Below are 23,652 nucleotides of genomic sequence, written 5' to 3' on the forward strand. Positions count from 1 at the left end.
CGGTTGGACGGGAGCATCATGGCGGACGCGGTGTGCGGCTCGGATATACCGGCGATTGAAGTGCGGGGCCTGCGCTTTGCCTACCCCGGGGCCGAAGTGCCGGTGTTCGAGGAGCTCGATTGGCGTGTTCCCCAAGGGACGTTTGCGTTGCTTGTCGGTGGTACCGGGTCGGGCAAGTCGACATTACTCTCGTTGCTCAAGCCCGAGATTTCGCCGGCGGGCGAATGCTCCGGCGAGCTGCGCATGCTGGGCGAAAGCGTTGCCGACATGGACGTTCGCGCGTCCGCGGAGCGCGTGGGCTATGTGTTTCAGGACCCCGAGAACCAGATTGTGTGCGAAACCGTGTGGCACGAGATGGCGTTTGGCCTGGAAAACTTAGGCATGTCACGCGACGAGATGCGTCGTCGCGTGGCCGAGACCAGTTATTTCTTTGGGGTGGAGGATTGGCTCCACCGCGATACCGATACGCTTTCGGGCGGACGCAAGCAGCTGCTGTCGCTGGCAGCCGTGCTGGCGTTGCGCCCTCGCGTGCTGCTGCTCGACGAGCCCACGTCCCAACTGGATCCCGTTGCCGAGAAAAATTTTCTGCATGCGCTGTTTCGCGTGAATCGCGAGCTGGGCTGCACGGTTGTTGTGGCAACGCACCAGCCGCGCCCGATGCTCGAATACGCGACGTGCGCGTATCGGATTGAGGGCGGGCGCGTATGCGAGGTCGCTGACATCGCCTCCTTGGGGCATCGCGAAGAGCTGTTTTCTGGCGAGGTGCCAGGGTGGGGTGGCTCGCGGCGTGCAAAAAACGGAGTTTTCAGCAGCGCCAGTGGCCGGCCGGGCTATTTGGACCCGCGCGTGGGCGCTCCGGGCGCAAAAAAAAGACCGAAATCGGACAAATCGGCTGAATTTGAGGCGCAAATCCTGTCGCAAGACGACTCGGGGGCGCCGTCGTGCGCCGGTGGATGCCGAATACTCCCAAAAATGCACGCTGGGTCGGCTACCACCCTGGCAGGGGGCTGGTTTCGCTACGATCGAGCGTCCGGCTGGGTGCTGCGCGGGCTCGATGCGTCGTTTTCGGCAGGCGCGGTGCATGCTGTTGTGGGCGGTAACGGCTGCGGTAAGTCGACAATGCTTTCGGTGCTGGCCAAGACGGTCAAGTTGCAGCGTGGGCATATGGAGCGCGGGGCGGCCTCGGCGGCACTGCTGCCTCAGAATCCCAAGGCGCTGCTGGTTGCCGAGACGGTGCGCGAGGAGCTGATGGAATGGGCTTCGACCTGCGGATATGACGAGGCTATGGCGCGAGAGCGCGCGACGAGTCTGGGATTGTCCGGCTTGGATGGGCGCCATCCGTACGATCTTTCGGGCGGGCAGCGCCAGCTGCTTGCGTTGGCAAAGCTGCTGTTGATCGGCCCCGAGCTGCTATTGCTCGATGAGCCCACCAAGGGTCTGGACTTGGCCAGCCGTCGCATCATCGCCCGCGCCCTGCGCGACCATGCGGAGGCTGGCGGTACCGTCATCATGGCAACGCACGATCTGGGTTTTGCCGAGCAGGTTGCCGATGACATTGCCATGATGTTCGACGGTGAGATTGCCTGCATGGAGCCGCCCGCCGACTTTTTTGCCGACAATGTGTTTTATAGGGCGTGATGGGATGGCGAATTATCGCGTCTTGCGCCTACTCGCAAAACTGGAGATCCCACTGCTGCTGGCGGTGCCAGCGGTAATGGCCGCGGCGTTGCTGGCAGGCGTTGAGCAGGCGGCGCTTGCCATGCTTGTCGTGGTGGCGCTGGTGCTCGCGCTGTTCTTTGCGGGCTACGAGGCGTCGCGACCGGGCCTGCGCCAGATTATGCCCACGCTGGTTCTGGCGGCGTTGGCCGCGGCGGGGCGTATCTTGTTTGGCCCCATTCCCGACTTTAAACCCGTGAGCGCCATCGCCATTATCGCCGGGGCGACGCTCGGTCGTCGTAACGGCTTTATGGTTGGCGCGCTGGCGGCGCTGACCAGCAATTTCTTTTTTGGGCAGGGCATGTGGACACCGTGGCAGATGTATGCCTGGGGTCTGGTCGGCTATGTTGGCGGTGCGCTGGCGTATGCGGGTGCGTTCGACCGCGCCGACGGCACCGTGCGCATGCCAGCGCTGATGGCGTACGGCTTTGCGTCGGGCCTGCTCTATGGCGCCGTGATTAACGCCTACGACATCATCGGTTTTGTGCAACCGCTCACGTGGGCGGGCGCCGTGGCGCGTCTTGCCACGGCGGTACCGTTCGATATCACACACGGCCTTGCGACCTGCTTGTTCTTGGCCGCTCTCTACAAACCTTGGTGTCGTCGCATTAACCGTGTCGTCGTGAAATACGGGCTGTAGTGGCGGTTGCGCCGGGGCGAGAATCAATACTGTTGAAGTGACATTTTAAAACTATGCCGGTTTACGGGGCTAGATTGGCCCAGGCAGACCATACCGGCTTTTTCCGAAAATAGACGATCCGTCTACCTGCGGTTTTATTTTGCTTGAATTGCGTTTGGTTGGGGATTTGCGATTCAGCCCCGTAAACCGGCATAGTTTTGGAATGGCCGGCTGATATGACGGGCGTCGTGGCCCTCAGAGAGCCAAATCGATCCGTTTTCTTCCGCCCCCAGACGTCCCCAGGGAATCAGTTGACGGCGCTTGCCACGAAACTAGCCCATCTACTACGTTTAGCTTGATACCCCCGACCATGACCGCGCTTTATGAAAAACCGCAGGCTTTCTACCTGCGGTTTTCTTTTTGCGTTGTTCGCCGTGGTTGAGGGTAGTGGCTTAAACGTAGTAGATGGGGCAGTTTCGTGGCGGGTGTGCCGCGTGGATTCCCTCGCGAGGTGAAAATGGTCCGTTTTGCTTCGTCCCCGAGGGGTCGGCTGGTGCTAGAGCTCTAGGGTGAGGGTGACGGGGCAGTGGTCGCTGCCAAAGATGTCGCCGCGGATGCCGGTGTCGCGCACGTTGCCGGCGATGGCGTCGCTCACCAGGAAGTAATCGATGCGCCAGCCCGCGTTGTTCTTGCGGGCATTAAAGCGGTAGCTCCACCAGCTGTAGACGCCCTCGACGTCGGGATTTGCCGCGCGCCAGGTATCGGTAAACCCGGCGTCGAGCAGCTCGGTAAACTTACCGCGCTCCTCGTCCGAAAAGCCTGCGTTGCCGCGGTTGGACTTGGGGTTCTTAAGGTCGATCTCCTCGTGCGCGACGTTAAAGTCGCCGCAGGTCACCACGGGCTTGCCGGTCTCGCGCTCGAGTCCCGCCAAAAAGCCGCGATAGGCATCGTCCCAGGCCATGCGCACATCGATGCGCGCGAGCTCATTTTGGGCGTTGGGCGTATAGACGTCCACAAACCAAAACTTGTCGAACTCGAGCGCGCAGACGCGGCCCTCGGTCGCGGCCTGCGCCACGAGCTCGGCTGCCGCGCCCTCGCCGGCGTAAGGCAGCAGCGCATCGGCGCGCAGCACGCGCAGCGGTTCCTGGCGGCTAAAGACCGCAGTGCCCGAATAGCCTTTACGCTCGGCGTAGCTCCAGGTTTGGTGATAACCGGGCAGGTCGATATCGGCCTGGCCCTCCTGCAGCTTGGTCTCTTGCAGCGCCAGGATATCGACATTGAGCTCCTGTGCGATCTGGATAAAGCTCGGGTCCTTTTTGAGCACGGCGCGCAGACCGTTGACGTTCCACGAGGCGAAAGTGTAAGTCTGAGGCATGGTGTCCTTTCGACGGGGTTTGCAGGCTTAAGATTAGCGCAAAAGGGGCGGTGGTGGGCTCCGCGCGTGCTGACTCAAAGGCCGCATGCTGGGATGTCGCCCGACGCTGCCCGACCAACAAGGACGGAGGACTTATATGACGCAGGCGATATCGGATCCCAAGCGGGCCTCCGCCGCACTGGCGGAGCTGTTTGGTACCCACAAGCGCGTGGTCTTCTTTGGCGGCGCCGGTGTTTCCACGGCGAGTGGCATCCCCGATTTCCGCAGCGTGGACGGCCTATATCACCAACAGTTTGCCTACCCGCCCGAGACCATGCTCTCGCATAGCTTTTACGGGGCGCATCCGGCCGAGTTCTTCGACTTCTACCGCACCAAGATGATCACGCTTGGCGCCAAGCCCAACCGCTGCCACACCAAGCTGGCCGAGCTGGAGCGTGCCGGCAAGCTTGGTGCCGTGGTGACGCAAAACATCGACGGCCTGCATCAGATGGCAGGCTCGCAGCGCGTGTTCGAGCTGCACGGATCGGTCCATCGCAACATTTGCCAGTCGTGCGGCGCGGTCTATAGCGCCGAGTGGATTTGCGCCCGCGGGCACGAGGACGCCGCGGGTGTGCCCGTGTGCCCCGCGTGCGGCGGGCGCATTAAGCCCGATGTGGTGCTCTACGAGGAGCCGCTCGACGAGCATGTGCTGACCGACGCCGTTGCCGCCATTGCCGCGGCCGATGCCCTCATTGTGGGCGGGACCTCGCTCGTGGTGTATCCGGCGGCGGGCCTTACGCGATACTTTACCGGCGATACGCTGGCCATATGCAATCTTGCTCCCACCGATCAGGATGCAAATGCCGACCTGCTGATTTCTTGCGACATCGCTGCCGCGTTTGCGTTCTAGCCCGCGCGCGCGGATACAATAGAAAGACTAATTGCAAAGCGACCCCGCCGCCTGCGCCCGAGCGTGGCGGCGCGGGCATTTTAGGAGGATGTTCATGGCGAACGACAGCAAGACATGGCGGTGCGGAAAGTACGAGCTCAGCTTTGACCGTCCGCGCATCATGGGCGTCCTCAACGTGACGCCCGATTCGTTTAGCGACGGCGGGGAGCATTTCGACCCGGATGCCGCCATCGAGTACGGCCTGGCGATGCTCGATGCCGGCGCCGACATCATCGACGTGGGCGGCGAGTCCACGCGCCCGGGTTTTACCCCGGTCAACCCTGACGAGGAGGCTCGCCGCGTGCTGCCCGTTGTGCGTGCGTTGGCCAAAGAGGGCGCCATCGTCTCGATCGACACACGTCACGTGGCGGTTGCCAAGGCGGCCGTGCGCTGCGGCGCCTCGATCGTCAACGACGTGACGGGATTCACCGACCCCAAGATGGTCGAGTTTGTCGCGACGAGCACCTGCGGCGTCATCGTGATGCACGCCGGCGAGGTCGCCGCGCCCGCTCGCACGCATGCAACGGTTCAGCTCGATACCTCTGCCGCGGCGTTTGTTGCCGAGAAGGCGCGCGAGGCGGCTGCCGAGGCCGCGCGCGAGGCCGAGAAGCCCGCCCGCCGCCGTCGTGGCAAGCTGCTGGGCGAGCCCAAGACGGAGGCCAAACTGCCGGGTGGCGTGGTGCAGCCCTCGCTGCCGTTTGGCGATCCGGAGCCAGCGCCCGAGCCAACGGGCGAGCAGAAGCAGGAGACGCCGGCCGCCGAGCAGGTTGCCCCTGCCGCCGAGGCCGCCACAACCCCTGAGCCTGCGCCGGAGCCCAGCGATCACTTGGCCGCCATGATGCGCCGCAGCGCCCGCCGCGAGGAGGCTTATGTTCCCACCTCGCAGCTCCGCCGCTTTACCCTGCCCGATTCGGCGCCCATCATGCGCCGCGTCATGGGCTTTCTGTCCGATCAGGCCCGCGCGCTCATCCACGCCGGCGTGTCACGCGACCGTATCTGCATCGATCCGGGCCCGGGCTTTGGCAAGACGGCCAACGAAGACATCGTCATCCAGCGCGAGACCGCCAAGATGGCGTCTCTGGGCTATCCGCTCATGTGCGCCGTGTCGCGCAAGCGCTTTGTGGGCGCCGTCTCGGGCGTGACCGAGGCCGCCGAGCGCGATGCCGCCACATTTGGCGTGTGCCTGGGCGCTATCCAGGCCGGTGCCAACATCGTGCGCGTGCACGATGTCACCGGCTTTGCGCAGTTCCTGAACGGCTACTGGGCTGTTGCCAAGCCGCAGCCGCGTCGCGCGTTTGTGGCTGTGGGCTCCAACCTGGGGCATCGTTGCGACAACATCCGCGCCGCGCGCGACATGATCGCCGAGATTCCGCTCACCTGTGTGTCCAACTGCTCGCGCATCTACGAGAGCGAGCCGGCCTACGAGACGCGCCAGGACGCGTTTGCCAACGCCGTCATCGAGATCAAGACCGAGCTGGCGCCGCTGGTGCTGCTCGACGAGCTTATGAAGATCGAGGCCGAGCTGGGGCGCGACCGATCCAAGAAGGCCAAGGTCAACGGCCCGCGCACCATCGACCTGGACCTGCTGTGGATGGATGGCGAGACCCATGGCGGCAAAAAGCTGCGCCTGCCGCATCCGCTCATTGGCGAACGCGACTTTGTACTGGTGCCGCTCGAGGACCTGATGCACGACCCGGCGCGGTTCTTCCGCTACAACGGCGTCGAGGTCAAGGAGCCCGAGGATCGCGTGGGCCATATCGTGGGCGAATTGGGGCGTATGTAGATGATCGAGATGAATGCTGTTGCCGCCGGTACCGAGCTCGACGCGGCACGTGACGCGGGCCGCGAAGGCGTGTCCGCGGGCTGGTGCGCTTGGAGCGTGGGCGAGGCGTCGTTGACGTTTTCGCTGGTCGTGCGCCCGGATGTGAATATGCACGCCTTCCATGGCCTGCCGTTTGTGGCGGCGATGGGCATGATGGACGCGCTCGCGGGAACGGCATCGACGCCGGGGCTGGGTCTTGCCGGTAAGGTGGGCATTCAGTGGCCGAGCGATATTGTGTGCGGCGCGCCCGCGTTTGAGACGTCGTTTGCACGCGTCGCCGTCAACGGTGGCGCCGGTGCTGCGGGTATGTTCGGTGCCGTGACGGTGGATATTGAGCGCGCGGCGCTGGGCGAGCTCGGTGTGGACGTGGCTGACGAAGCGCTGGTCGAAGCGCTGACTACCGCCGTGCTGGCCCGCGTGGACGCCTGGGCGGTTGTCGCCAACACGCCGCAGGGCGCCGCCGGCCCGCTGGCTCCCGTGCTGGGCGAGTACTTCGACATGGTGCCGCTGCTGGGCCGCCAGGTTGCGGCGGTGTCGCCCAACGGCTTGCCGCTTGCGGTCGGTGTGTTTGCGGGCCTGGACATCTGGGGTCGCGCGACCATCAAGACCGATGCCGGCGAGCAGGAGTTTCCGCCCGAGGCCGTACGGATTCGCGGGCTGTAACACGAGATGCCCGCGCTCAAAGACAACGATGACAACAAGACCCTCCCCGGCAGAGTGAACTGCCTCTGCCGGGGAGGGTCTTTGCGCGACTACAGGGTGGCATCGCGGCCCTATTCCTCAAAACTGAAAATTTTTCGTTTTTGAGGAATAGGATTAAGGCAGCTCGGCCTTTCGCGAGGTATATTCGCTATAGAGCCTATTCCTCAAAACTGAAAATTTTTCGTTTTTGAGGAATAGAGATAAAAGACCGCGAGGAGGCCCCGATGAAACTCATCAATAGAGCGTCATATATGGACACGTTGACGAGTCTTATTGGCGTGCCGGATATCAAGGTCATCACGGGCATCCGCCGCAGCGGTAAATCAAAATTGCTCGAGGCCCTCCGCGATTACGTGGAGGCAAATCTGCCTAATTCGAATGTCATCCATATCAACTACAACCTCGATGAGTTCGAGAACCTGCTCGAGTATCACGCGTTGCTCGCTTATGTAAAAGATCATCGGGTGCCCGGCAAACAAAACTTTCTGCTTATCGATGAGGTTCAGATGTGCGAAGGTTTTGAGCGTGCGATCAACAGCCTTCACGCATCCGAGCATTATGACATCTTCATTACCGGATCGAATGCCTTTTTGCTGTCGAGCGATCTGTCGACGCTCTTTACGGGGCGCACGTTCGAGATCGAGGTTTTCCCATTCTCGTTTGAGGAGTATCGTCTCTATGGCGACGAGGGCGAGGTCGACCGTGGCTTCGATGGGTATGCGAGAACCGGCGGTATGTCTGGCTCTTACCCTTATCCACTGCAGGAGCAGCGCTATCAATATCTCTCCAACGTCTTTAAGACGCTCATTGTGAGAGATATCGTGCAGCGGCATAACGTGAGAAACGAATCGGCGCTGCTGCGCATTGCCGATTACATGATGGACAACGTTTCCAACATTACGTCGGCACGCAACATTACCGATGCATTAAATGCGGATGGACTAAAGATTACGAACAAGACGGTCGGTGCGTACATGGGGTACCTGTGCGATGCGTTTGCCTTCTATAAAGTTCGCCGATACGACATTCGCTGCAAGAAATATCTTAAGAGCGGCGAGAAGTATTACCTGGCAGACCACGCGTTCAAATACGCGCTGCTCGGTACACGCGATATGGACTGGGGTCGCGTGTACGAGAACATAGTGGCCATCGAGCTGCTGCGCCGCGGATATGAGGTATACGTCGGCGTACTCTATAAAAAGGAAATTGACTTTGTAGCAATCAAGCGAAGCGAGAAGCTCTACATTCAGGTGAGCGACGACATCAGCTCGGATAAGACATTTGAACGCGAGATTTCACCACTGCTGAGCATTGGCGACGCGTACCCCAAGATGATTCTCGCCCGCACGCATCACGAGGCCACGGACCGCGACGGAGTGCAGATCGTGGACCTGGCGAGGTGGCTGTGCGGTGAGGCGTAGCGTGCTTCGAGCCTATTCCTCAAAACTGAAAATTTTTCGTTTTTGAGGAATAGGCTCGATGCGTTGCCTAGTTCGCCGCTCGCGCTCGTGCTCGACTTAAGCTCCTGCCCTATCCCAGCTCCTGCATGCGGCGGTAGATTTCGCAGATACCCTTAATGGTGAGCTGTCCATCGACCACGTCGAAGGCATCGGTCGAATCGGCGACGATGCCGGCGAGGCCTCCCGTGGCGATAACGGTGGCATCCTCGCGGCCCAGCTCGCGCTTCATGCGCGCGACCAGGCCTTCGGCCATAGCGGCGGTGCCCACCACGGCGCCGACCTTGATGCACTCCTCGGTATCGCGGCCGATGGCGTGCTCGGGCGCCTCGAGCGGCACGCTGGCGAGCTTGGCGGCGCGGGCGGCAAGTGCATCCATGGAGATGCGGATGCCCGGCGCGATAGCTCCGCCAATGTAATAGCCGTCCTCATCGATGACGTCGATATTGGTTGCGGTGCCAAAGTCCACCACGATCGCCGGCGCGCCGTAGAAGGTCTCGGCCGCAACGGCGTTGGCGACGCGATCGGCACCTACGGCCTGGGGACGCGCCGCGCGCAGCTTGGTCACGGCGGCCGTCTGCGGCCCAATGACGATGGCGTCTGCGGCAATGCGGTCGGCCACGGCATGCCATTCGCGCGAGAGCTGCGGCACCACGCCCGCAAAGGCGATAGCGTCGACCGCGTCGAGCGAAAGGCCGTACATCTTAAAAAAACCCATCAGGCGCACATGGATCTCATCTGCGGTATAGGAGCGGTCGGTGGGCATGCGCCACGACTGCACCAGCTCGTCTCCGTCAAACAGGCCCATGGCCGTCTGCGTGTTTCCCATATCGATAGCGAGCAGCATGTCTACTCCCGGTTTCGGCATAAAAGGACGCGCACCATTGTATACGTGCTGTCGACGGCGCTCGGCTGCGATTCGTTTACGGTGATATGGGCTGAGGGGTTTTAAATATGAAGGAATTATGCTCTACGAGATTTTCCTTGCCGTCCACCGAACTCCCGAGTAATATTCTTTCTTGCGCATATGAGGCGCCCAGACATTGCGGGGTGGAGCAGTCTGGTAGCTCGCCGGGCTCATAACCCGGAGGTCGTAGGTTCAAATCCTGCCCCCGCGACCAAGACTTTTAGCAGCTCAGAGGCATTGTTCTCTGAGCTGTTTTTCTTTGGATAAATAGCACGGCGAGCTAGTTGCTGCGCGGGCATTTTGGATCCCCCGTGTCAATCTCTGCGCCTTGGAGGTCGTTGGTTCGAATCCGGCCTCCACGATCAAAACTCCGGGTCAGACGCAGGAAAGCCTGGCAGCGCGAATAAACGAAAAATACCATCATGCCGAGATGATCGGCATGATGGTACATCTTGGAAGTGATCTCGAGCGTTATCTTTAGGGAGGGTTCGAGATCACTTCCGCTTTCTTTAAATGACGAGCTGAGCGTTACGCAAGATTATTGAATAATTACATTTTCAGTAGTATAAGATGCCTGTGCGTATCGCTGAGCATTGGCAAACTGCGAAGTAGCAAGGCCATACATAATCGCAGCCTGCTCCTTATCGCCTTTCGCATTGGCGCAATCAGCCATAGTGGTGTAATTGCATCCCGTGTGTACCGCCTCAGCAGCCTTATTGTAATACTCCATGGACTCGTCATCCACTGAGCCCTTCTTATACAATTCAGCTCCTGCATTTCTTACCGCAATACGCGCGTCGACTTCTGCGCTCTTATTAGTGGCCTGCATGTTCTTTCCGAGAGTAAGCCTGTAGTAATTAGCTGTACCATAGGGAACGTCTGAACGGAATTTCTCGTCATGACCTCTCAAGACATACATTTCCTGATCAGTTGCATCAAAAATTGTCCTGAAAATTGTCTTGAATTCTATGTCATCGCCTTCTGGAGAGTGGAACTGATAGAAACCACCGAAGTCCCAATTTTCCTCACTCCATTTGCCCTCGTCATAGTAACGAATGCTTCCGAGTCCGTTCGCGAGCGTGAGTGGGGTAACGCTGCCGCTCTCGTCCTGCATAACCTTTTCTAGAGTATTGGCTCTTGGCACGCTATCCGGATATGCCTCATATGAATCATTCATCCAGAGCTCATCCTTGAAATGATTCGCTGCAATTAGATAGTCCGTCTCACCGTAGTCACCGGCTTTGCGTACTACATATGCATTATCTTTTTGCTCGATGAGATACGCATTTCCCTTGTTGTCGGAAACGTTGATGTTACCCGTGTGAATCCACTCAGTTTTCGTAAGCATTTTGACTGCTTCGTCTGCCGTATCGCACTTTGTGGCTGTGTACCAATAAGCAAACAAAGTATCGAGGAAGGTGCCTTCCCTATCGATTGTCTTAGCATCATCGCTTGGCGATGCCGTAGGCCCTCCGGCATAGGTAATAATAAGGCCCTTAGAGTTCATGAACGCATTTCCCTGCAATCCACCTGATGCAATGACTGCATTGCCATGTTTCGGATAAGAAACCATGCTCGAGAACATTGCGGCGGGTGTTGTGCTGACTGCATCAAGATTAGCAGCTCCAAGATGATGACCATCCTGAGTCATACTTCCCCAAGCAGATACATTCATACATGTTTTTGAACGCTCTGGATCATTTGAGCTCTCTGGATCAAAATGCATCATGAGGTCATAGTTAAGAACAGATGAGCCCATAACTGCAACTACTGCATCTTCCTTTGAGACTCCTGCCCCCTCAGCTACTCCCGACAAGAAATCAAATACAGATGGATCATCCTCTTCATAATGTTTCAGAATCTTACCCATAGCTTCGTTATATGCGGCATCGTCTGCCTCTGCATAAATTGAAGACATTACAGCTGTCCAGTTATTTTCTAACTGATCCTTTTGCTGTAAGCCATACTGCTTTCCCATGTCAAACCAAGAGCCATTTACATACACAACTTCTTGCGCATTTCCTGCGTTGACGGTTGCATCGAACTTCCCGTCAAACTCTTCGTTTTCAGAAGTTGATCCGGCATTTGCCAGCGCGCCGTCTGATGACCCACCTTGCGTATTATTTGCAGAACATCCTGGGCCTGCCACCATGCTTAAACATAGGCTGGCGCAACACAATACGCAGGCTATCTTTCTTCTCATAATCTTGTCACCTTCTCTTTCAGAGGTTCCGTGTTGCCGATAACTTGATGGCTAAAGCAAAGGCCCCTCGTTGCCGACAACCCAATGACAAAATTATGTAGTTTTCCAATCCGCTTTCACATGAACTGGTCTCGATAAATATGTTCAATCTTAGCCTATACCCTGGTTTAGCGCTTTATGAACCAGGGTTCATAAAGCGCTAAACTGTATAAACAAAAGGAAGCGGGATTCATATTGATTAGCCCAACGTAATCAACGTTATGAACATCTGATTTTCTGCAGCAACTGCATCCTGTTGCTAACATCGGCCTTCTGGTAAATGTTATGTGTATGAGATTTGACGGTGCCAGTCGAAATAAACAACAGTTCGGATATCTCCTGTGTGCTTTTCTCCTTGAGCAAGAATCCCAGAATCTCTCGCTCTCTGAGACTAAGGCCAATAGATGTCGCATAGGCGTCTATGATTTCTTCCGAAAGCTCTCCTGTCAAGGCTTCATAGCTAATCGGTTTCACTGTGATCTTGTCAACAAGAAAACGCGCCGCAACAACAATAAGATATGCGGCAACAACTATCTGGGAGACGCTTTCGCCAAAATTGCGGCTTCGAATCGCGCCGCTAGTTACTAGGCTTGCAACATCATTATTTAGCCCATAATGTAACCCCGTAAGAATATCCTCAAAGACAGTCATTAATCCAAGGATTCCAACCAGTCGCAAGAACATATCTAACCTTAAAAACATGCTCTTATGCACTGTTTTGCCAAAGGACCTGCTACCGATAAAGGCTAGTACGATAACCAGAAGCTGGAATGGCAATAAATAACAAATATACAAGAATCCTGTACGCACCTTTAACAAAGGGAACATGATGAGCCAGATGAACAATGGCGCTTCCACCAATGTCAATATCCATGTTTTTGACCCTCCAACAGCCCCCTTGAATAAATGACATATGAGAAAGGCGCAGGCGAAATATAATAGCGACTTGATTACTACGGGCACCGAAAAAAAATTATGAAAGTAATAATAAAGGGGCGAACTAATTTCGTATCCTCGAACTATTAGCTCAATCAAGTACTGGCTTAGCATAAACAGAGCGATATACAGATATTCCTTCTTTTGACCTCCGATATAGAGGATTAAATAAAGGGCTGCACAGATTACACAGCCAGATTTTATTAATAAACTTAAAACAGCAGACAGTACCAGCATCAGGACCCACCACCCTTTTCCTTCTATAGCGCGCAGTGCCCTATTTAATTCATATCATTTGTCCGCAATCCGTCTTCTGGATCTCCTTGCTCTGCTTCTAGTAAGCAAGCATTTTCCCGCAACCTCTTCAGCATCCTTTCAATAGTACGTCATATAATACCAGTTGCAGCGTCCGTATCATTCGCTATGAATATCGCCGCCGTGCCCAGTAGCCTTCAGGCGTCCCGAAGGCCGGTGCGTCGCCGCTGACGGGCATGATGTGCTTTTTCGCGAGTCTAAAGATGCATAATCTACGGACTTTTCTTTCTCTTGTCATACTTTTGAAAGTGTTCGTAAGAGGCTACCGATCCATTGGAGGCGTAGAGAGTCCAGGTGATGCGCGGACTCATCCCATCGAGCAGGCGGGTGGAGTCTGGCCTTCCAAGTGGGATGAGCGCCGTCGGGGTGATCTTGCCTAAAGATATTGGACTGTTTAATAGGACTAAACATAAGAAAACTCGATTATCAGGGGCGGGTGCCATAAGGCACACCGCCCCCCCCCTTGTGCGTATGGCGCCAGGACCATGCGCTCGAAAGCGTTGCCCAAACGCATGGTTCATCCGCACAAAGCCCATGGTCGCTATGGGCAAACATCGGTGCGCCTGCACATGGTTTTGAGCCTGTTCTCGAGCGAAAGTATGGCTGTCGATACGCATGCAATTCGCATGAAACCCGGGCTCGTCCGAGAGCCCTATAAAGGAGGATTCGCATGAGATTGCGCTCGATCATCATCGCCCGACCCAGACACGTGCCGTGCACCTTGATCGCACCGGTCATGGTGTTGAGGCAGAACATGTCGTTATAGCGTGTGAGCGGGCCTGTCGAGCGGGCAATCTTCTCGTCTAGATCGCGTTCGATGATGTAGCGCACGGCTTCGTCCTGCAGCATATCGCCTTCGGAGAGCTCGGCGCGGGTGATGGCTGCAAGGGGGGGGTCGTCGGCATCGTCGAGCTCAAAGCCACCGCGGGCGGCATAGCGGTAGACGGGATCGACGACGAGCACCGGGTTGCCCATAACGGTAGAGGCTGTTTGCGTGAGGTTCTTGAGTCCCGCGTCGCTCAAGAGCGCCTCGAGCAGCGCTTGCTTTGCGGTGGACCTATCGGTGGTACTCGGTTGCATGGGTGTCCCCTCTGCCGCGTCTTCGCCGTAGTCGACGCGTGACCAAATTATTATCGCAGGCTGCGCAGTATTAGGTTGTTTAAAAAGGTGAGTGTGGCGGTCGTTTCCTCGAACGGGGACGGTGTTGCTGCTGGGGTTTGTCTCGATCTGTAACAGGTGGGTCCGATTTTGGTCTGTAGATGTTACAGATTGAGATTTCCGGCGAGCGGGGCTCCGTTTGTCTCGATCTGTAACACGAGGGACGGATTTTGCCGAGTTGTTGTTACAGATTGAGATATTCGGACGGACAGTTGCCGTTTGTCTTGATCTGTAACAGGTGGAGGCCAAAAGTCGGTCTAGATGTTACAGATTGAGATGTTTGGTCGGACCGAGTTTGTTCGTCTCGATCTGTAACATCTGGGGTCGTTTTTGGCCTGTAGGTGTTACAGATTGAGATTTTCCGACGGAACGCTTCCGTTTGTCTTGATCTGTAACAGGTAGGGGTCAAAAGCGGGTCTAGCTGTTACAGATTGAGATTGTTGAGGATGGGTCGAGAGAAATATCTCGATCTGTAACAGTAAGACCCGGTTTTGCTGGGTAGCTGTTACAGATTGAGACAAACCGACGGGCCGCCCCGCCCCATCCGCCTGCCGCTGCCTGCTATCCGCCGATTTTCGTTGTGCCGCTGTACCCCCATGCCATATCCTCTAAACAACTACGCGGCACCATCGCCGCCGCGTCTACAAGAGAGGAATGTCCATGACCGCACCTGCGTCCAAGCTGCTCCAGCCCATTACGGTTGGCCCCCTTGAGCTCAAGAACCGCATTATGTTTCCGCCGCTGACCACCGGCTATGAGGAGCGCGACGGTTCCATCGGCGAGCGCAGCCTGGCTTTTTACGAGCGCCTGGCCCGTGGCGGCGTGGGCTACATCGTCATCGGCGACGTCGCTCCCGTCATGACCGCAAGCCCCACGCCCAAGCTGGCAACCGACGCCCAGATCCCCACGTTTAAGGCACTGGCCGACGCCGTCCACAAGCACGGTGCCAAGGTCGCGCTGCAGCTGTTCCACCCCGAGTACGACGTGCCCGGTGTCGGTCGCATGGTCATGGGCTCCATGGCTGCAGCCAAAGCCGCGCAGGAGGCCAAGGCCGCCGGCGACGAGGAGACCTTTGCCGCCAAGATGGCCGAGTCCAACGAGATTCGCAAGCAGGCATACGCCAAGCTGCACCACGACATGCAGCACTTTGTGAACGAGGCGAGCGTAGAGCAGCTCACCCAGATCAAGGAGGCCATCGCTGCCTCGGCCGCTCGCGCGCAGCAGGCCGGCATCGACGCCATCGAGGTCCACGGCGACCGCCTGGTGGGCTCGCTGTGCTCCGCGATCCTCAACAAGCGCACCGACGAGTACGGTGGCTCGTTTGAGAACCGCGTTCGCTACGCGCTGGAGGTCGTCGCTGCCATCAAGGAAGCCGCGCCGCAGCTGATGGTGGAGTATAAGCTCCCCGTGATCATGGAGAACCCCGATGGCACGCCGCGTGGCAAGGGCGGCCTGCAGCCCGACGAGGCCTGCGAGTTCGCCAAGCTGCTCGAGGGCGCGGGCATCGATATGATCCAGGTTGCACAGGCCAACCACACCGGCAATATGGGCGATACCATTCCGTCCATGGGCGCCATGCCCTACAACTGGACGCTGCCCGTGGCCGAGCGCGTCAAGGCCCTGGTCTCCGTGCCGGTAGCAACTGTGGGCCGTGTTGTCTCGGTCGAGGCTGGCGAGAAGATTCTGGAAGACGGCGCAGCCGATATCATCGCCTATGGCCGCTCGCTCATGTGCGACCCCGACATTGCGCTGAAGGCCGCCACGGGCGAGCCCATCCGCGAGTGCCTCAACTGCAACAAGGGCTGCGTCGATGCGATTCAAAACCGCAAGTACATCTCGTGTGTGCTCAATGCCGAGAACGGCGACGAGGCTACCATCGCCATTAAGCCGGGCGAGGGCGACAAGAAGATCGCCGTTGTGGGCGGCGGTATTGCCGGTCTGGAGGCCGCACGCGTGGCGGCCAAGCGCGGCTACGACGTGACCGTCTACGAGGCGAGCGATCATCTGGGCGGCCAGATTGTGCTGGCGGCCGCGCCTCCGCGCAAGGACGAAATCATGCGCTCGGTCGAGTATTACGAGAAGATTCTGCCCGGCCTGGGCGTGAAGGTTGAGCTCAACCACGTCGCTACCACTGAGGACCTCAACGCCGCCGACGCCGCGATTGTGGCCGTGGGCGCGCACGACGTGGTCATCCCCGTTCCGGGTGCCGATTCTAAGAAGGTCGTCTCGAGCTGGGACGTGCTGGCCGGCAAAGTGGAGCTTACGGGCCGCGTCGCCGTCATTGGCGGTGGCCTGGTGGGCACCGAGACTGCCGAGTACCTGCTGCAGCACGGCTGCGAAGTGGCGATCGTGGAGATGCTCGACAAGATTGCCGCAGGCGAGTCCGAGACCATTCTGCCACTGATTATGAGCGACTTTGCAGAGCACAACGTGGAGCAGCATGTTAAGACCCGTCTGACCGCCATTACCGACGAGGGCGTGGAGGCCATTCGCACTGCCGATGACGGCGCCGAGGAGCCGGTGAAGATCGCCTGCGATTACGTGGTGATGGCCGTCGGTTCCAAGGCCAACGCGTTTGACTTGGATGGCGTTACGGTGCCCGTGACCTGTGTGGGCGACTGCTCGGGCGAGCGCACCGCCGACATTGCGAACGCCATTCGCACGGCATATCACGCGGCCAACGAGCTGTAGTTGAACATCGCGGCCAGGCGGGGCGGTAGCACGGATCTGTCTCGCCCGGCCGCGTCCCATCGGGTGTCAATCGGGGCGGGGCCTGCAAGCGCAGCAGGTCCCGCCCTTTTTGTTTTGCCCCGGTGGACGGCAATGCGCGCTAATCATGGGGAGTGAGGCGTCTACTGCCTTGCAGGCTGCTCAAAATTATTGGAGGAGGGGTTAATAATCATATCCTCTATTCCAAAGGATATAAAGAGATGCCAATTTTGCTGGCAAGCGAATGACGATTAGCTGCGAGCTAGTTACCAGCGTAAATAATCAATAAAGAAATGTCGTAAATTGGTGTCAAATTCCCAGATAGCGCCGCGTCTATTTTAATTAACTGCTTTGAGCAAACAGTAAAATGCTACTATCTAACTTGCACGTAAGAAAGCAATTTAACGTTTAAGGCTAAGAAGTAGAAGTGGCAGGTATGTCAGAAACAACAAGGACTCGCACGCATGCGCCCGAGATTAGGCAGCGCGCTGTCGAGATCCTCCAAGAAGGGGTTGGCCATCGCGCGCTCGCCGCAGAGCTTGGCATCCCCCAGGCCACAGCCCGTCAGTGGGCCCGTGCGTATGCCGTGGGCGGCGTCGACGCCGTTCTCAATGCGGGCTCTCATCACCACACATATTCGTTTGACGTTAAGCTTGCCGTGGTTAAGGACCGCTTGGAACATGGTCTGACGGTGCGTGAGGTCATGGTCAAGCACAAGGTCCCCAGCGAGTCTTCGGTTAAAGCTTGGTGCCGACAGTATCGCGACGGTGGCGAGGCCGCCTTGGTCGATAAGCCGCGGGGTCGTAAACCGCGCGTTAAAAAGGCGGAATAGCGAACGGGATGGTGCGTCCGCAGGGGCGCATTTTTCTTGCCGCGCCAACTTTTTGGACCGCCGCGAGTCTATCGGGACATCCTTCAAAGTGGTCAATAAACCGCGCGCAGTGGCCCGTGCGCCCGCCGCTACGATAGGGGGAGCGTCGCCTCTCTGCTCCAAAGCGGACGTGCCCTTACCCCATACGCCTAAAACTCCCCAGTTGACCGAAAACCTGCCGCCTGAACTCCCAATTTGAGCTATAACGTTAAATAATTGCAGCGTTTTTGCATGGGGGAGTGATGGTATGACGCTACTGTATTTCCTTACCCTGTTTCCGCTGGTACCGGCGATGGGCATGCTGCTCGCGCGCAGTGACCGAGCCCGCGATGCGGTAGGGCTTGTAGGCTCCGGCATTATTATGGCGGTGACCGTTGTAGTTGCCGTCTTATTTTTTGGCACGGGTCCGCAGGGCTTTGAGGTTGCCCCCGGCACCTCGCATGTGCTCTCGATCATCAGCTCCGTCGTCGACGTAATTCTGTGCGCCGTCATCCTGTACAACGCGTTCAAATATAGGAACGCGCTTACCGGTGTGCTCGGCGTGGTGCAGCTGGTGGGTTCGGTTGCCTTCGCTGCCATGACGCTGCCCACGGCCGAGGTCGTCACCGCCACGCCGCTCTACCTGGACTATATGAGCGTGATCATGGTGCTCGCCGTTGGCATTGTCGGCAGCCTGATCTGCGTGTATGCCCTGGGCTACATGAAGGACTTCCAGGCGCACGATGAGCACGAGGCCGCGCTGCGTGGGCAGACCGCGCCCGACCGACGCCCGCAGTTCCTGGCGCTTATGTTCCTGTTCCTTTCGGCCATGTTCGTCATCGTGACGAGCGACAACCTGGAGTGGCTGTTCTGCGGCTGGGAAATCACCACCGTGTGCTCGTTTCTTATGATTGGCTATACGCGCACGCCCGAGGCCATCAAAAACGCCTTTACCCAGATCATCCTCAACATGCTGGGCGGCATCGCGTTTTTGGCGGGCCTTATGTTCCTGCACGTCAACGGCGTGCCGCTGACCATCTCGGGCATGATCGAGCTTTCCGGCGCCGGAACCGCGCAATCCGCGCTGCTGGTGCTGCCGGTCGTCTTGCTGTCGATCGCCGCGCTTACCAAGGCCGCACAGATGCCGTTCCACACCTGGCTGCTCGGCGCCATGGTCGCCCCCACGCCCACGAGCGCCCTGCTGCACTCGTCCACCATGGTCAAGGCCGGCGTGTTTTTGATGGTCAAGCTGAGCCCGCTGTACGCCACCTATCCCGTGACCGGCTTTATGGTCACGAGCGTGGGCGCCATCACGTTTTTGCTCGCCGCCCTCATGGCCATCTCGCAGAGCAATGCCAAGCGCGTGCTCGCGTACTCCACCATTTCCAACCTGGGCCTCATCAGTGCCTGCCTGGGTGTCGGCGCGCCCGAGGCCGTGTGGGCCGCCATCTTCTTGATCTTGTTCCATACGGTGGCAAAGTCGCTGCTGTTCCTGTGCGTGGGCACGGCCGAGCATCATATCGGCAGCCGCAATATCGAGGACATGGACGGCATGTTCAGCCGCATGCCGCACCTGACGCGCCTGATGATGCTGGGCATCATGGGCATGTTCGTGGCGCCGTTTGGCATGCTCGTGTCTAAGTGGGGCGCCCTGGTGGCGTTTGCGCAGACCGGCAATGTGCTCATGATCATGGTGCTGGCCTTTGGCTCGGCCGCGACGTTCTTCTTCTGGGGCAAGTGGCTCGCCAAGCTCTCGGGCGTGGATTCTACGGCCGAAAACGTGGAGGGCAATGTCCATAAGACCGAATGGATAGCGCTCAACACTATCGCCGCGCTGCTGATTCTGTGCTGTGTAGCGTTCCCGATTATCTCGAGCGGTCTGGTGTCGCCTTACTTGGCCATGGTGTTTGGCCGCGTGCCGTATGTTATTGGCAAGGATGCCATGTATCTAATGGTGGTTATCGTGGCTTTTATCGCCGTGGTGCTGCTAACTTCATTCCGCGTGAGCAACAAACCGCACGTAAACGTATATCTTTCGGGCGTGGGAACCGACAATTACCGTCATTTCCGCGGCTCGATGGGACACGAGGTGAAGGCCGAAAAGCGCAATTGGTACCTGGAGGACGCCCTTGGCGAGAAGCGTATTGGCCCCGCGGGCAGCATCGTGTGCTGCAGCATCATCCTGTTCGCGCTGCTATGCTGCGTATGGATTGGTCCCGATACGCTCGCCATGGGCGAGCCCTCGGTGCTGCGCGGCAAGTATTTCGAAGGCTCGGGCGTCGTGGGCATCTTTATAGGCACCGTGGCGTTTGCCCTGCTGGCGCCTTTGGTTGGTGGCCTGATCGACGGCATCGACCGCAAGCTGTCCGCCCGCATGCAGGGCCGCGTGGGACCGCGTCTGCTGCAACCGTTCTACGATGTAGCCAAGCTCCTGCGCAAAGCCCCTGCCAGCGTAAACACCGTGGACGATACCTACATGGCGTGCGCGCTCATCTTTACCGTGGTGGGCGGCGGCATCTTTGTGTCGGGTTCCAACACACTGTTATGCGCCTTTATGGTTACCCTCGCTGCGATCTTTGTGGTGCTGGCGTCCGCCTCGACGCAAAGCCCGTTTGCCCAGGTCGGAGCCGACCGCGAGCTGCTGCAGGTCATGAGTTACGAGCCCGCCGTTTTGCTGATGAGTGTGGGCCTGTACCTTGCCACCGACAGCTTCGATTCCATCGCCGTGACGGGGCAGTCGGCCCCCATCATCGTGTACAGCGCGCCCATTTTCCTCGCGCTGCTCGCGGTGCTTACCATCAAACTGCGCAAGTCACCGTTCGATCTTTCGTACTCGCATCACGCGCATCAGGAGATCGTCCAGGGCGTCGCCACCGAGATGAGCGGCGGCACGCTGGCCAAGATGACCCTTATGCACTGGTGCGAGACCGTGCTGTTTTTGATGTGGGTGGGCATGTTCTTTGTTTGGGACAACCCGGTGAGCTGGGTCGTCGCCCTGGTCGTTATGGTCATGACGTATTTTGTCGAGGTACTGATCGATAACACCTTCGCCCGTAGCACCTGGCGCAGCTGCTTTAAGCTCGGCTGGGGTGTGGCGCTGGTGTTTGGCCTGCTCAACCTTATGCCCATCCTCGTCGACGTGTTTATTTAGGAGGCGGCATCCATGGATCATAAAATGTCGCGCTCGCCGTGGGTTATTCATTACGACGGCTCGAGCTGCAACGGATGCGATATCGAGGTGCTGGCCTCGCTCACGCCGCTGTTCGATGCGGAGCGCTTTGGCGTGGTCAACACCGGCAACCCCAAACATGCGGACATCTTTTTGGTGACGGGGTCGGTCAACGCCCAGAACTTGCCCGTCGTGCGCCAGATCTACAACCAGATGCTCGAGCCCAAGTGCGTGGTGGCGTGCGGCATCTGCGCGTGCTCGGGCGGCGTGTTCCGCGATGCGTACAACGTGATCGGTGGCGTGGACCGCGCAATTCCCGTGGACGTGTACGCGCCCGGATGCGCCATTCGTCCCGAGACGGTGATCGACGCCATTGTGGAGGCGTGCGGCATCCTGGACCAGAAGGAGGCCGTGATGCGCGCCGGCGGCGACCCGCTTACCGTGGGCGGTGCCGCTACCTGGGATGGTGGTGTTGAGCTGGGCGAGGACGGATTTGTGGCCCCGGCTGAGGCCGGCGACGCGCCCGCCGCTGGCGACGCACCTGCTGGGACGCCCGCCGCGTCCGCCGCTGCAAGGGGGGCCGAGTAATGCAAAAGGCAATCTATACCACCGTCGAGCTCGATGCGCTGCTGTCGCATGTCCAGGCGCTCAAGGGTGCTGGTGCCCGCTTTGTACAGATGCACGCCGAGCGCAACGTGGACGACGGCACGTATCGCTTGGTCTATACGTTCATCAACGTTCGTGTTGCCCAGGAGCAGATCGCGCAGGACGGCAGCTATGCGATTGAGAACCTGGTGGTTGAGGGCATCGACCAGTACCAGGAGATTCCGTCCATCAGCTCGTATTACCCTGCGGTGTTCCCGTTTGAAAATGAGGCACACGACCTGTTTGGGCTTGCCATTACCGACATGCAGATTGACTTTAAGGGCTTTTTCTACCAGGTCTCGACTGCCGAGCCCATGAGCGTCATCACGCCCGAGGTGAAAACCGCGCGCGAGAAGGCCATGAAGGTCCGTGCCGCTGCCGAGGCCAAGGCGCGCAAGGCCGCGGCCGAGAAGGCCGCCGCTGCTGCTGCAGGGGAGGGCGCTGCGAGCGTCGGCGATGCTGCGGGCGCTGCCGTCGCTCAGCCCGCTGCGGCTGCCGGCTCCGATGCTCAGCATGACGAGGCTGCCGCCAAGGCCGCGCTCAAGGCTGCCGAGATGGAGGCAAAGCTCGCCGCCATGGATCCCGAGAAAGCGGCCAAGGTTCGCGCGGCGCTTGCCGCCAAAGCCGCCCGCGATAAGCAGAAAAAGGAGGCGTAAGGTCCATGGCACATCGCTCCGTTATTCCGTTTGGCCCGCAGCACCCGGTGCTGCCCGAGCCGCTTCACCTGGACCTGGTGCTCGAGGACGACCGCGTTATCGAGGCAATTCCGCAGATCGGCTTTGTGCACCGCGGACTCGAGAAGCTCACCGAAAAGCGTGACATGCACCAGTTTGGCTACATCGCCGAGCGCATCTGCGGCATTTGCGCCGTGGGTCACAGCTGCGGCTATGCCAGCGCCTGCGAGCGCATGCTCGATATCGAGGTGCCCGGCCGCGTGCAGTATATCCGTACCATTTTGCACGAGCTTTCGCGCATTCACTCGCACCTGCTGTGGCTGGGCCTGCTCGCCGATGCCTTTGGCTTCGAGGCGCTGTTCTATCGTTCGTGGACCCTGCGCGAGCAGATTCTCAAGATCTTTGAGAGCACGTGTGGCGGTCGCGTGATTCTGTCGATTAACGAGATCGGCGGCCTTAAGCACGATATCGAGGACTCCGAGCTGGCGGGTATTGTTCAGACGCTCGATGCCATGCGCCCCGACTACGAGGCCCTGGTGCATACGTTTTTGGACGACAACAGCTGTGGCGAGCGCCTGCATGGCGTGGGCGTGATCAGCAAGAAAGACGCGCTGGAGCTTTCGATGGTCGGTCCGTTTGGGCGCGCCTCGGGCGTGGACTACGACGTGCGCATGTTTGGCGACGGTGCCTATGCGGACCTGGCTGCGTTTGAGCCCGTCGTTGCTACCGATGGCGACTGCTATGCCCGCTGCCAGGTGCGTTGCGCCGAGGTCACGCAGGCCATGGACATCATTAAGGAGCTTGTGGGCAAGATTCCGCACGACGGCATCGGTGGGCGCACCAAGCTTACGCCGGCCGACGGCGCACGCGGCGAGGTTGTGATTGAGCAGCCGCGCGGCGAGGCGTACTACTATGTGCGCGGTAACGGCACCAAGAATTTGGACCGTTTCCGTGTGCGCACGCCGACGTCGCAAAACCTGGCGGGCCTGACGCATGCACTGCAGGGCGTGCTCATTGCCAACGTGCCCATGATTATCCTGACCATCGACCCCTGCATTAGTTGCACGGAAAGGTAGGCGCGGCATGAGTTTGCTGACATTTGCCAAGACGGCCTTGGGCTCTATGGTCAAGCAACCGGTCACGGTGTGCTATCCGCAGGAGGAGCTGACGGTGCCCGAGCGCCTGCGCGGGCATATCGTCAACGATATGGACGTGTGCATCTGCTGCGGTATGTGCGCGCGTCGCTGCCCGGCGGGCGCGCTTGCGGTCGATCGCAAGGGTGGTACCTGGTCGATCGATCCGTATGCTTGTGTGGTGTGCGGCGAGTGCATCGAAAGCTGCCCTAAGCACTGTCTGAGTATGGACACCACCCGTACCCCGGTTGCGGCGGACAAGACTCCCACGGTAGAAACCAAGCCGGAGTAGCAC

At 58.8% G+C, this 23,652-nt stretch carries 18 protein-coding genes and 1 tRNA gene; 14 read left to right on the forward strand and 5 right to left on the reverse strand.

Going from position 1 to position 23,652, the window contains the following annotated elements:
• Window positions 1-18: 18 nt before the first annotated feature.
• Both ACQRAJ_RS02170 and ACQRAJ_RS02175 read left to right on the forward strand, forming a co-directional pair.
• The gene (locus ACQRAJ_RS02170) at window positions 19-1,638 is read left to right on the forward strand and encodes an ABC transporter ATP-binding protein (protein ID WP_427747598.1); all 1,620 of its coding nucleotides are present in this window, start codon (window positions 19-21) and stop codon (window positions 1,636-1,638) included.
• A 4-nt stretch (window positions 1,639-1,642) separates the two neighbouring features.
• A complete protein-coding gene (locus ACQRAJ_RS02175) occupies window positions 1,643-2,356 on the forward strand; it encodes a DUF6580 family putative transport protein (protein WP_427747599.1) in 714 nt (237 codons plus the stop codon).
• A gap of 535 nt (window positions 2,357-2,891) precedes the next feature.
• Here ACQRAJ_RS02175 and ACQRAJ_RS02180 read toward each other — a convergent pair.
• Window positions 2,892-3,710: an exodeoxyribonuclease III gene (locus ACQRAJ_RS02180; protein WP_154516667.1), complete on the reverse strand. Its 819-nt coding sequence runs from the start codon at window positions 3,708-3,710 to the stop codon at window positions 2,892-2,894.
• A gap of 136 nt (window positions 3,711-3,846) precedes the next feature.
• Between ACQRAJ_RS02180 and ACQRAJ_RS02185 the strand changes: the two genes are divergently transcribed.
• The 4 genes from ACQRAJ_RS02185 to ACQRAJ_RS02200 all read left to right on the forward strand — a co-directional run bounded on the left by ACQRAJ_RS02185 (window position 3,847) and on the right by ACQRAJ_RS02200 (window position 8,583).
• The gene (locus ACQRAJ_RS02185) at window positions 3,847-4,599 is read left to right on the forward strand and encodes an NAD-dependent protein deacylase (protein WP_427747600.1); all 753 of its coding nucleotides are present in this window, start codon (window positions 3,847-3,849) and stop codon (window positions 4,597-4,599) included.
• A 94-nt stretch (window positions 4,600-4,693) separates the two neighbouring features.
• Entirely contained in the window at window positions 4,694-6,421 is a 1,728-nt protein-coding gene (gene folP, locus ACQRAJ_RS02190) for a dihydropteroate synthase (protein ID WP_427747601.1), read from the forward strand.
• Window positions 6,422-7,123: a hypothetical protein gene (locus ACQRAJ_RS02195; RefSeq protein ID WP_427747602.1), complete on the forward strand. Its 702-nt coding sequence runs from the start codon at window positions 6,422-6,424 to the stop codon at window positions 7,121-7,123.
• 263 nt (window positions 7,124-7,386) lie between these two features.
• A complete protein-coding gene (locus ACQRAJ_RS02200; RefSeq protein ID WP_427747603.1) occupies window positions 7,387-8,583 on the forward strand; it encodes an ATP-binding protein in 1,197 nt (398 codons plus the stop codon).
• Between the two features lie 109 nt (window positions 8,584-8,692).
• On the opposite strand, the gene ACQRAJ_RS02205 is transcribed toward ACQRAJ_RS02200, so the two are convergent.
• On the reverse strand, window positions 8,693-9,466 hold the full coding sequence (locus ACQRAJ_RS02205; RefSeq protein WP_427718022.1) for a type III pantothenate kinase: 774 nt from the start codon (window positions 9,464-9,466) through the stop codon (window positions 8,693-8,695).
• Between the two features lie 197 nt (window positions 9,467-9,663).
• Here ACQRAJ_RS02205 and ACQRAJ_RS02210 point away from each other — a divergent pair.
• Window positions 9,664-9,740, forward strand: a tRNA-Met gene (locus tag ACQRAJ_RS02210).
• A 324-nt stretch (window positions 9,741-10,064) separates the two neighbouring features.
• Here ACQRAJ_RS02210 and ACQRAJ_RS02215 read toward each other — a convergent pair.
• The 3 genes from ACQRAJ_RS02215 to ACQRAJ_RS02225 all read right to left on the reverse strand — a co-directional run bounded on the left by ACQRAJ_RS02215 (window position 10,065) and on the right by ACQRAJ_RS02225 (window position 14,099).
• Complete coding sequence (locus ACQRAJ_RS02215; protein WP_427747604.1) at window positions 10,065-11,729, reverse strand: C45 family autoproteolytic acyltransferase/hydolase; 1,665 nt, start codon at window positions 11,727-11,729, stop codon at window positions 10,065-10,067.
• A gap of 258 nt (window positions 11,730-11,987) precedes the next feature.
• Window positions 11,988-12,941 (reverse strand): helix-turn-helix transcriptional regulator, encoded by a 954-nt coding sequence (locus ACQRAJ_RS02220; protein WP_427727197.1) that lies wholly within the window; start codon window positions 12,939-12,941, stop codon window positions 11,988-11,990.
• A 504-nt stretch (window positions 12,942-13,445) separates the two neighbouring features.
• Window positions 13,446-14,099 carry a hypothetical protein gene (locus ACQRAJ_RS02225; protein WP_427747605.1) on the reverse strand — a complete coding sequence of 218 codons (654 nt, stop codon included), beginning with the start codon at window positions 14,097-14,099 and terminating at the stop codon, window positions 13,446-13,448.
• A gap of 738 nt (window positions 14,100-14,837) precedes the next feature.
• Here ACQRAJ_RS02225 and bilR point away from each other — a divergent pair.
• From bilR to ACQRAJ_RS02260, 7 genes are all read left to right on the forward strand, one after another.
• The gene (bilR, locus tag ACQRAJ_RS02230) at window positions 14,838-16,868 is read left to right on the forward strand and encodes a bilirubin reductase, long form (RefSeq protein WP_427747606.1); all 2,031 of its coding nucleotides are present in this window, start codon (window positions 14,838-14,840) and stop codon (window positions 16,866-16,868) included.
• A 454-nt stretch (window positions 16,869-17,322) separates the two neighbouring features.
• Window positions 17,323-17,718 carry a helix-turn-helix domain-containing protein gene (locus tag ACQRAJ_RS02235; protein ID WP_427747654.1) on the forward strand — a complete coding sequence of 132 codons (396 nt, stop codon included), beginning with the start codon at window positions 17,323-17,325 and terminating at the stop codon, window positions 17,716-17,718.
• 286 nt (window positions 17,719-18,004) lie between these two features.
• A complete protein-coding gene (locus tag ACQRAJ_RS02240; protein WP_427747607.1) occupies window positions 18,005-20,887 on the forward strand; it encodes a proton-conducting transporter membrane subunit in 2,883 nt (960 codons plus the stop codon).
• Window positions 20,888-20,899: 12 nt separating this feature from the next.
• The gene (locus ACQRAJ_RS02245; protein WP_154516632.1) at window positions 20,900-21,493 is read left to right on the forward strand and encodes an NADH-quinone oxidoreductase subunit B family protein; all 594 of its coding nucleotides are present in this window, start codon (window positions 20,900-20,902) and stop codon (window positions 21,491-21,493) included.
• Complete coding sequence (locus ACQRAJ_RS02250) at window positions 21,493-22,206, forward strand: NADH-quinone oxidoreductase subunit C (RefSeq protein WP_427747608.1); 714 nt, start codon at window positions 21,493-21,495, stop codon at window positions 22,204-22,206. Before ACQRAJ_RS02245 ends, ACQRAJ_RS02250 begins: the two co-directional genes overlap by 1 nt.
• A 5-nt stretch (window positions 22,207-22,211) precedes the next feature.
• Window positions 22,212-23,300 carry a nickel-dependent hydrogenase large subunit gene (locus tag ACQRAJ_RS02255; RefSeq protein WP_427747609.1) on the forward strand — a complete coding sequence of 363 codons (1,089 nt, stop codon included), beginning with the start codon at window positions 22,212-22,214 and terminating at the stop codon, window positions 23,298-23,300.
• A gap of 7 nt (window positions 23,301-23,307) precedes the next feature.
• A complete protein-coding gene (locus ACQRAJ_RS02260; RefSeq protein WP_427747610.1) occupies window positions 23,308-23,649 on the forward strand; it encodes a 4Fe-4S dicluster domain-containing protein in 342 nt (113 codons plus the stop codon).
• The last annotated feature ends 3 nt before the right edge of the window (window positions 23,650-23,652 follow it).

The sequence above is a fragment of the Collinsella sp. SGI.184 genome, assembly GCF_050313415.1.
In the GTDB taxonomy this organism is placed as follows: domain Bacteria; phylum Actinomycetota; class Coriobacteriia; order Coriobacteriales; family Coriobacteriaceae; genus Collinsella.

Coding starts and splice junctions, on each gene's coding strand:
- ACQRAJ_RS02205 (WP_427718022.1), bottom strand. CDS start 9,466: ATGCTGCTCGCTATCGATATGGGAAACACGCAGACGGCCATGGGCCTG.
- ACQRAJ_RS02180 (WP_154516667.1), bottom strand. CDS start 3,710: ATGCCTCAGACTTACACTTTCGCCTCGTGGAACGTCAACGGTCTGCGC.
- ACQRAJ_RS02195 (WP_427747602.1), top strand. CDS start 6,422: ATGATCGAGATGAATGCTGTTGCCGCCGGTACCGAGCTCGACGCGGCA.
- ACQRAJ_RS02215 (WP_427747604.1), bottom strand. CDS start 11,729: ATGAGAAGAAAGATAGCCTGCGTATTGTGTTGCGCCAGCCTATGTTTA.
- folP (WP_427747601.1), top strand. CDS start 4,694: ATGGCGAACGACAGCAAGACATGGCGGTGCGGAAAGTACGAGCTCAGC.
- ACQRAJ_RS02200 (WP_427747603.1), top strand. CDS start 7,387: ATGAAACTCATCAATAGAGCGTCATATATGGACACGTTGACGAGTCTT.
- ACQRAJ_RS02245 (WP_154516632.1), top strand. CDS start 20,900: ATGGATCATAAAATGTCGCGCTCGCCGTGGGTTATTCATTACGACGGC.
- ACQRAJ_RS02235 (WP_427747654.1), top strand. CDS start 17,323: ATGTCAGAAACAACAAGGACTCGCACGCATGCGCCCGAGATTAGGCAG.
- ACQRAJ_RS02175 (WP_427747599.1), top strand. CDS start 1,643: ATGGCGAATTATCGCGTCTTGCGCCTACTCGCAAAACTGGAGATCCCA.
- ACQRAJ_RS02185 (WP_427747600.1), top strand. CDS start 3,847: ATGACGCAGGCGATATCGGATCCCAAGCGGGCCTCCGCCGCACTGGCG.
- ACQRAJ_RS02240 (WP_427747607.1), top strand. CDS start 18,005: ATGACGCTACTGTATTTCCTTACCCTGTTTCCGCTGGTACCGGCGATG.
- ACQRAJ_RS02255 (WP_427747609.1), top strand. CDS start 22,212: ATGGCACATCGCTCCGTTATTCCGTTTGGCCCGCAGCACCCGGTGCTG.
- bilR (WP_427747606.1), top strand. CDS start 14,838: ATGACCGCACCTGCGTCCAAGCTGCTCCAGCCCATTACGGTTGGCCCC.
- ACQRAJ_RS02260 (WP_427747610.1), top strand. CDS start 23,308: ATGAGTTTGCTGACATTTGCCAAGACGGCCTTGGGCTCTATGGTCAAG.
- ACQRAJ_RS02220 (WP_427727197.1), bottom strand. CDS start 12,941: ATGCTGGTACTGTCTGCTGTTTTAAGTTTATTAATAAAATCTGGCTGT.
- ACQRAJ_RS02225 (WP_427747605.1), bottom strand. CDS start 14,099: ATGCAACCGAGTACCACCGATAGGTCCACCGCAAAGCAAGCGCTGCTC.
- ACQRAJ_RS02250 (WP_427747608.1), top strand. CDS start 21,493: ATGCAAAAGGCAATCTATACCACCGTCGAGCTCGATGCGCTGCTGTCG.
- ACQRAJ_RS02170 (WP_427747598.1), top strand. CDS start 19: ATGGCGGACGCGGTGTGCGGCTCGGATATACCGGCGATTGAAGTGCGG.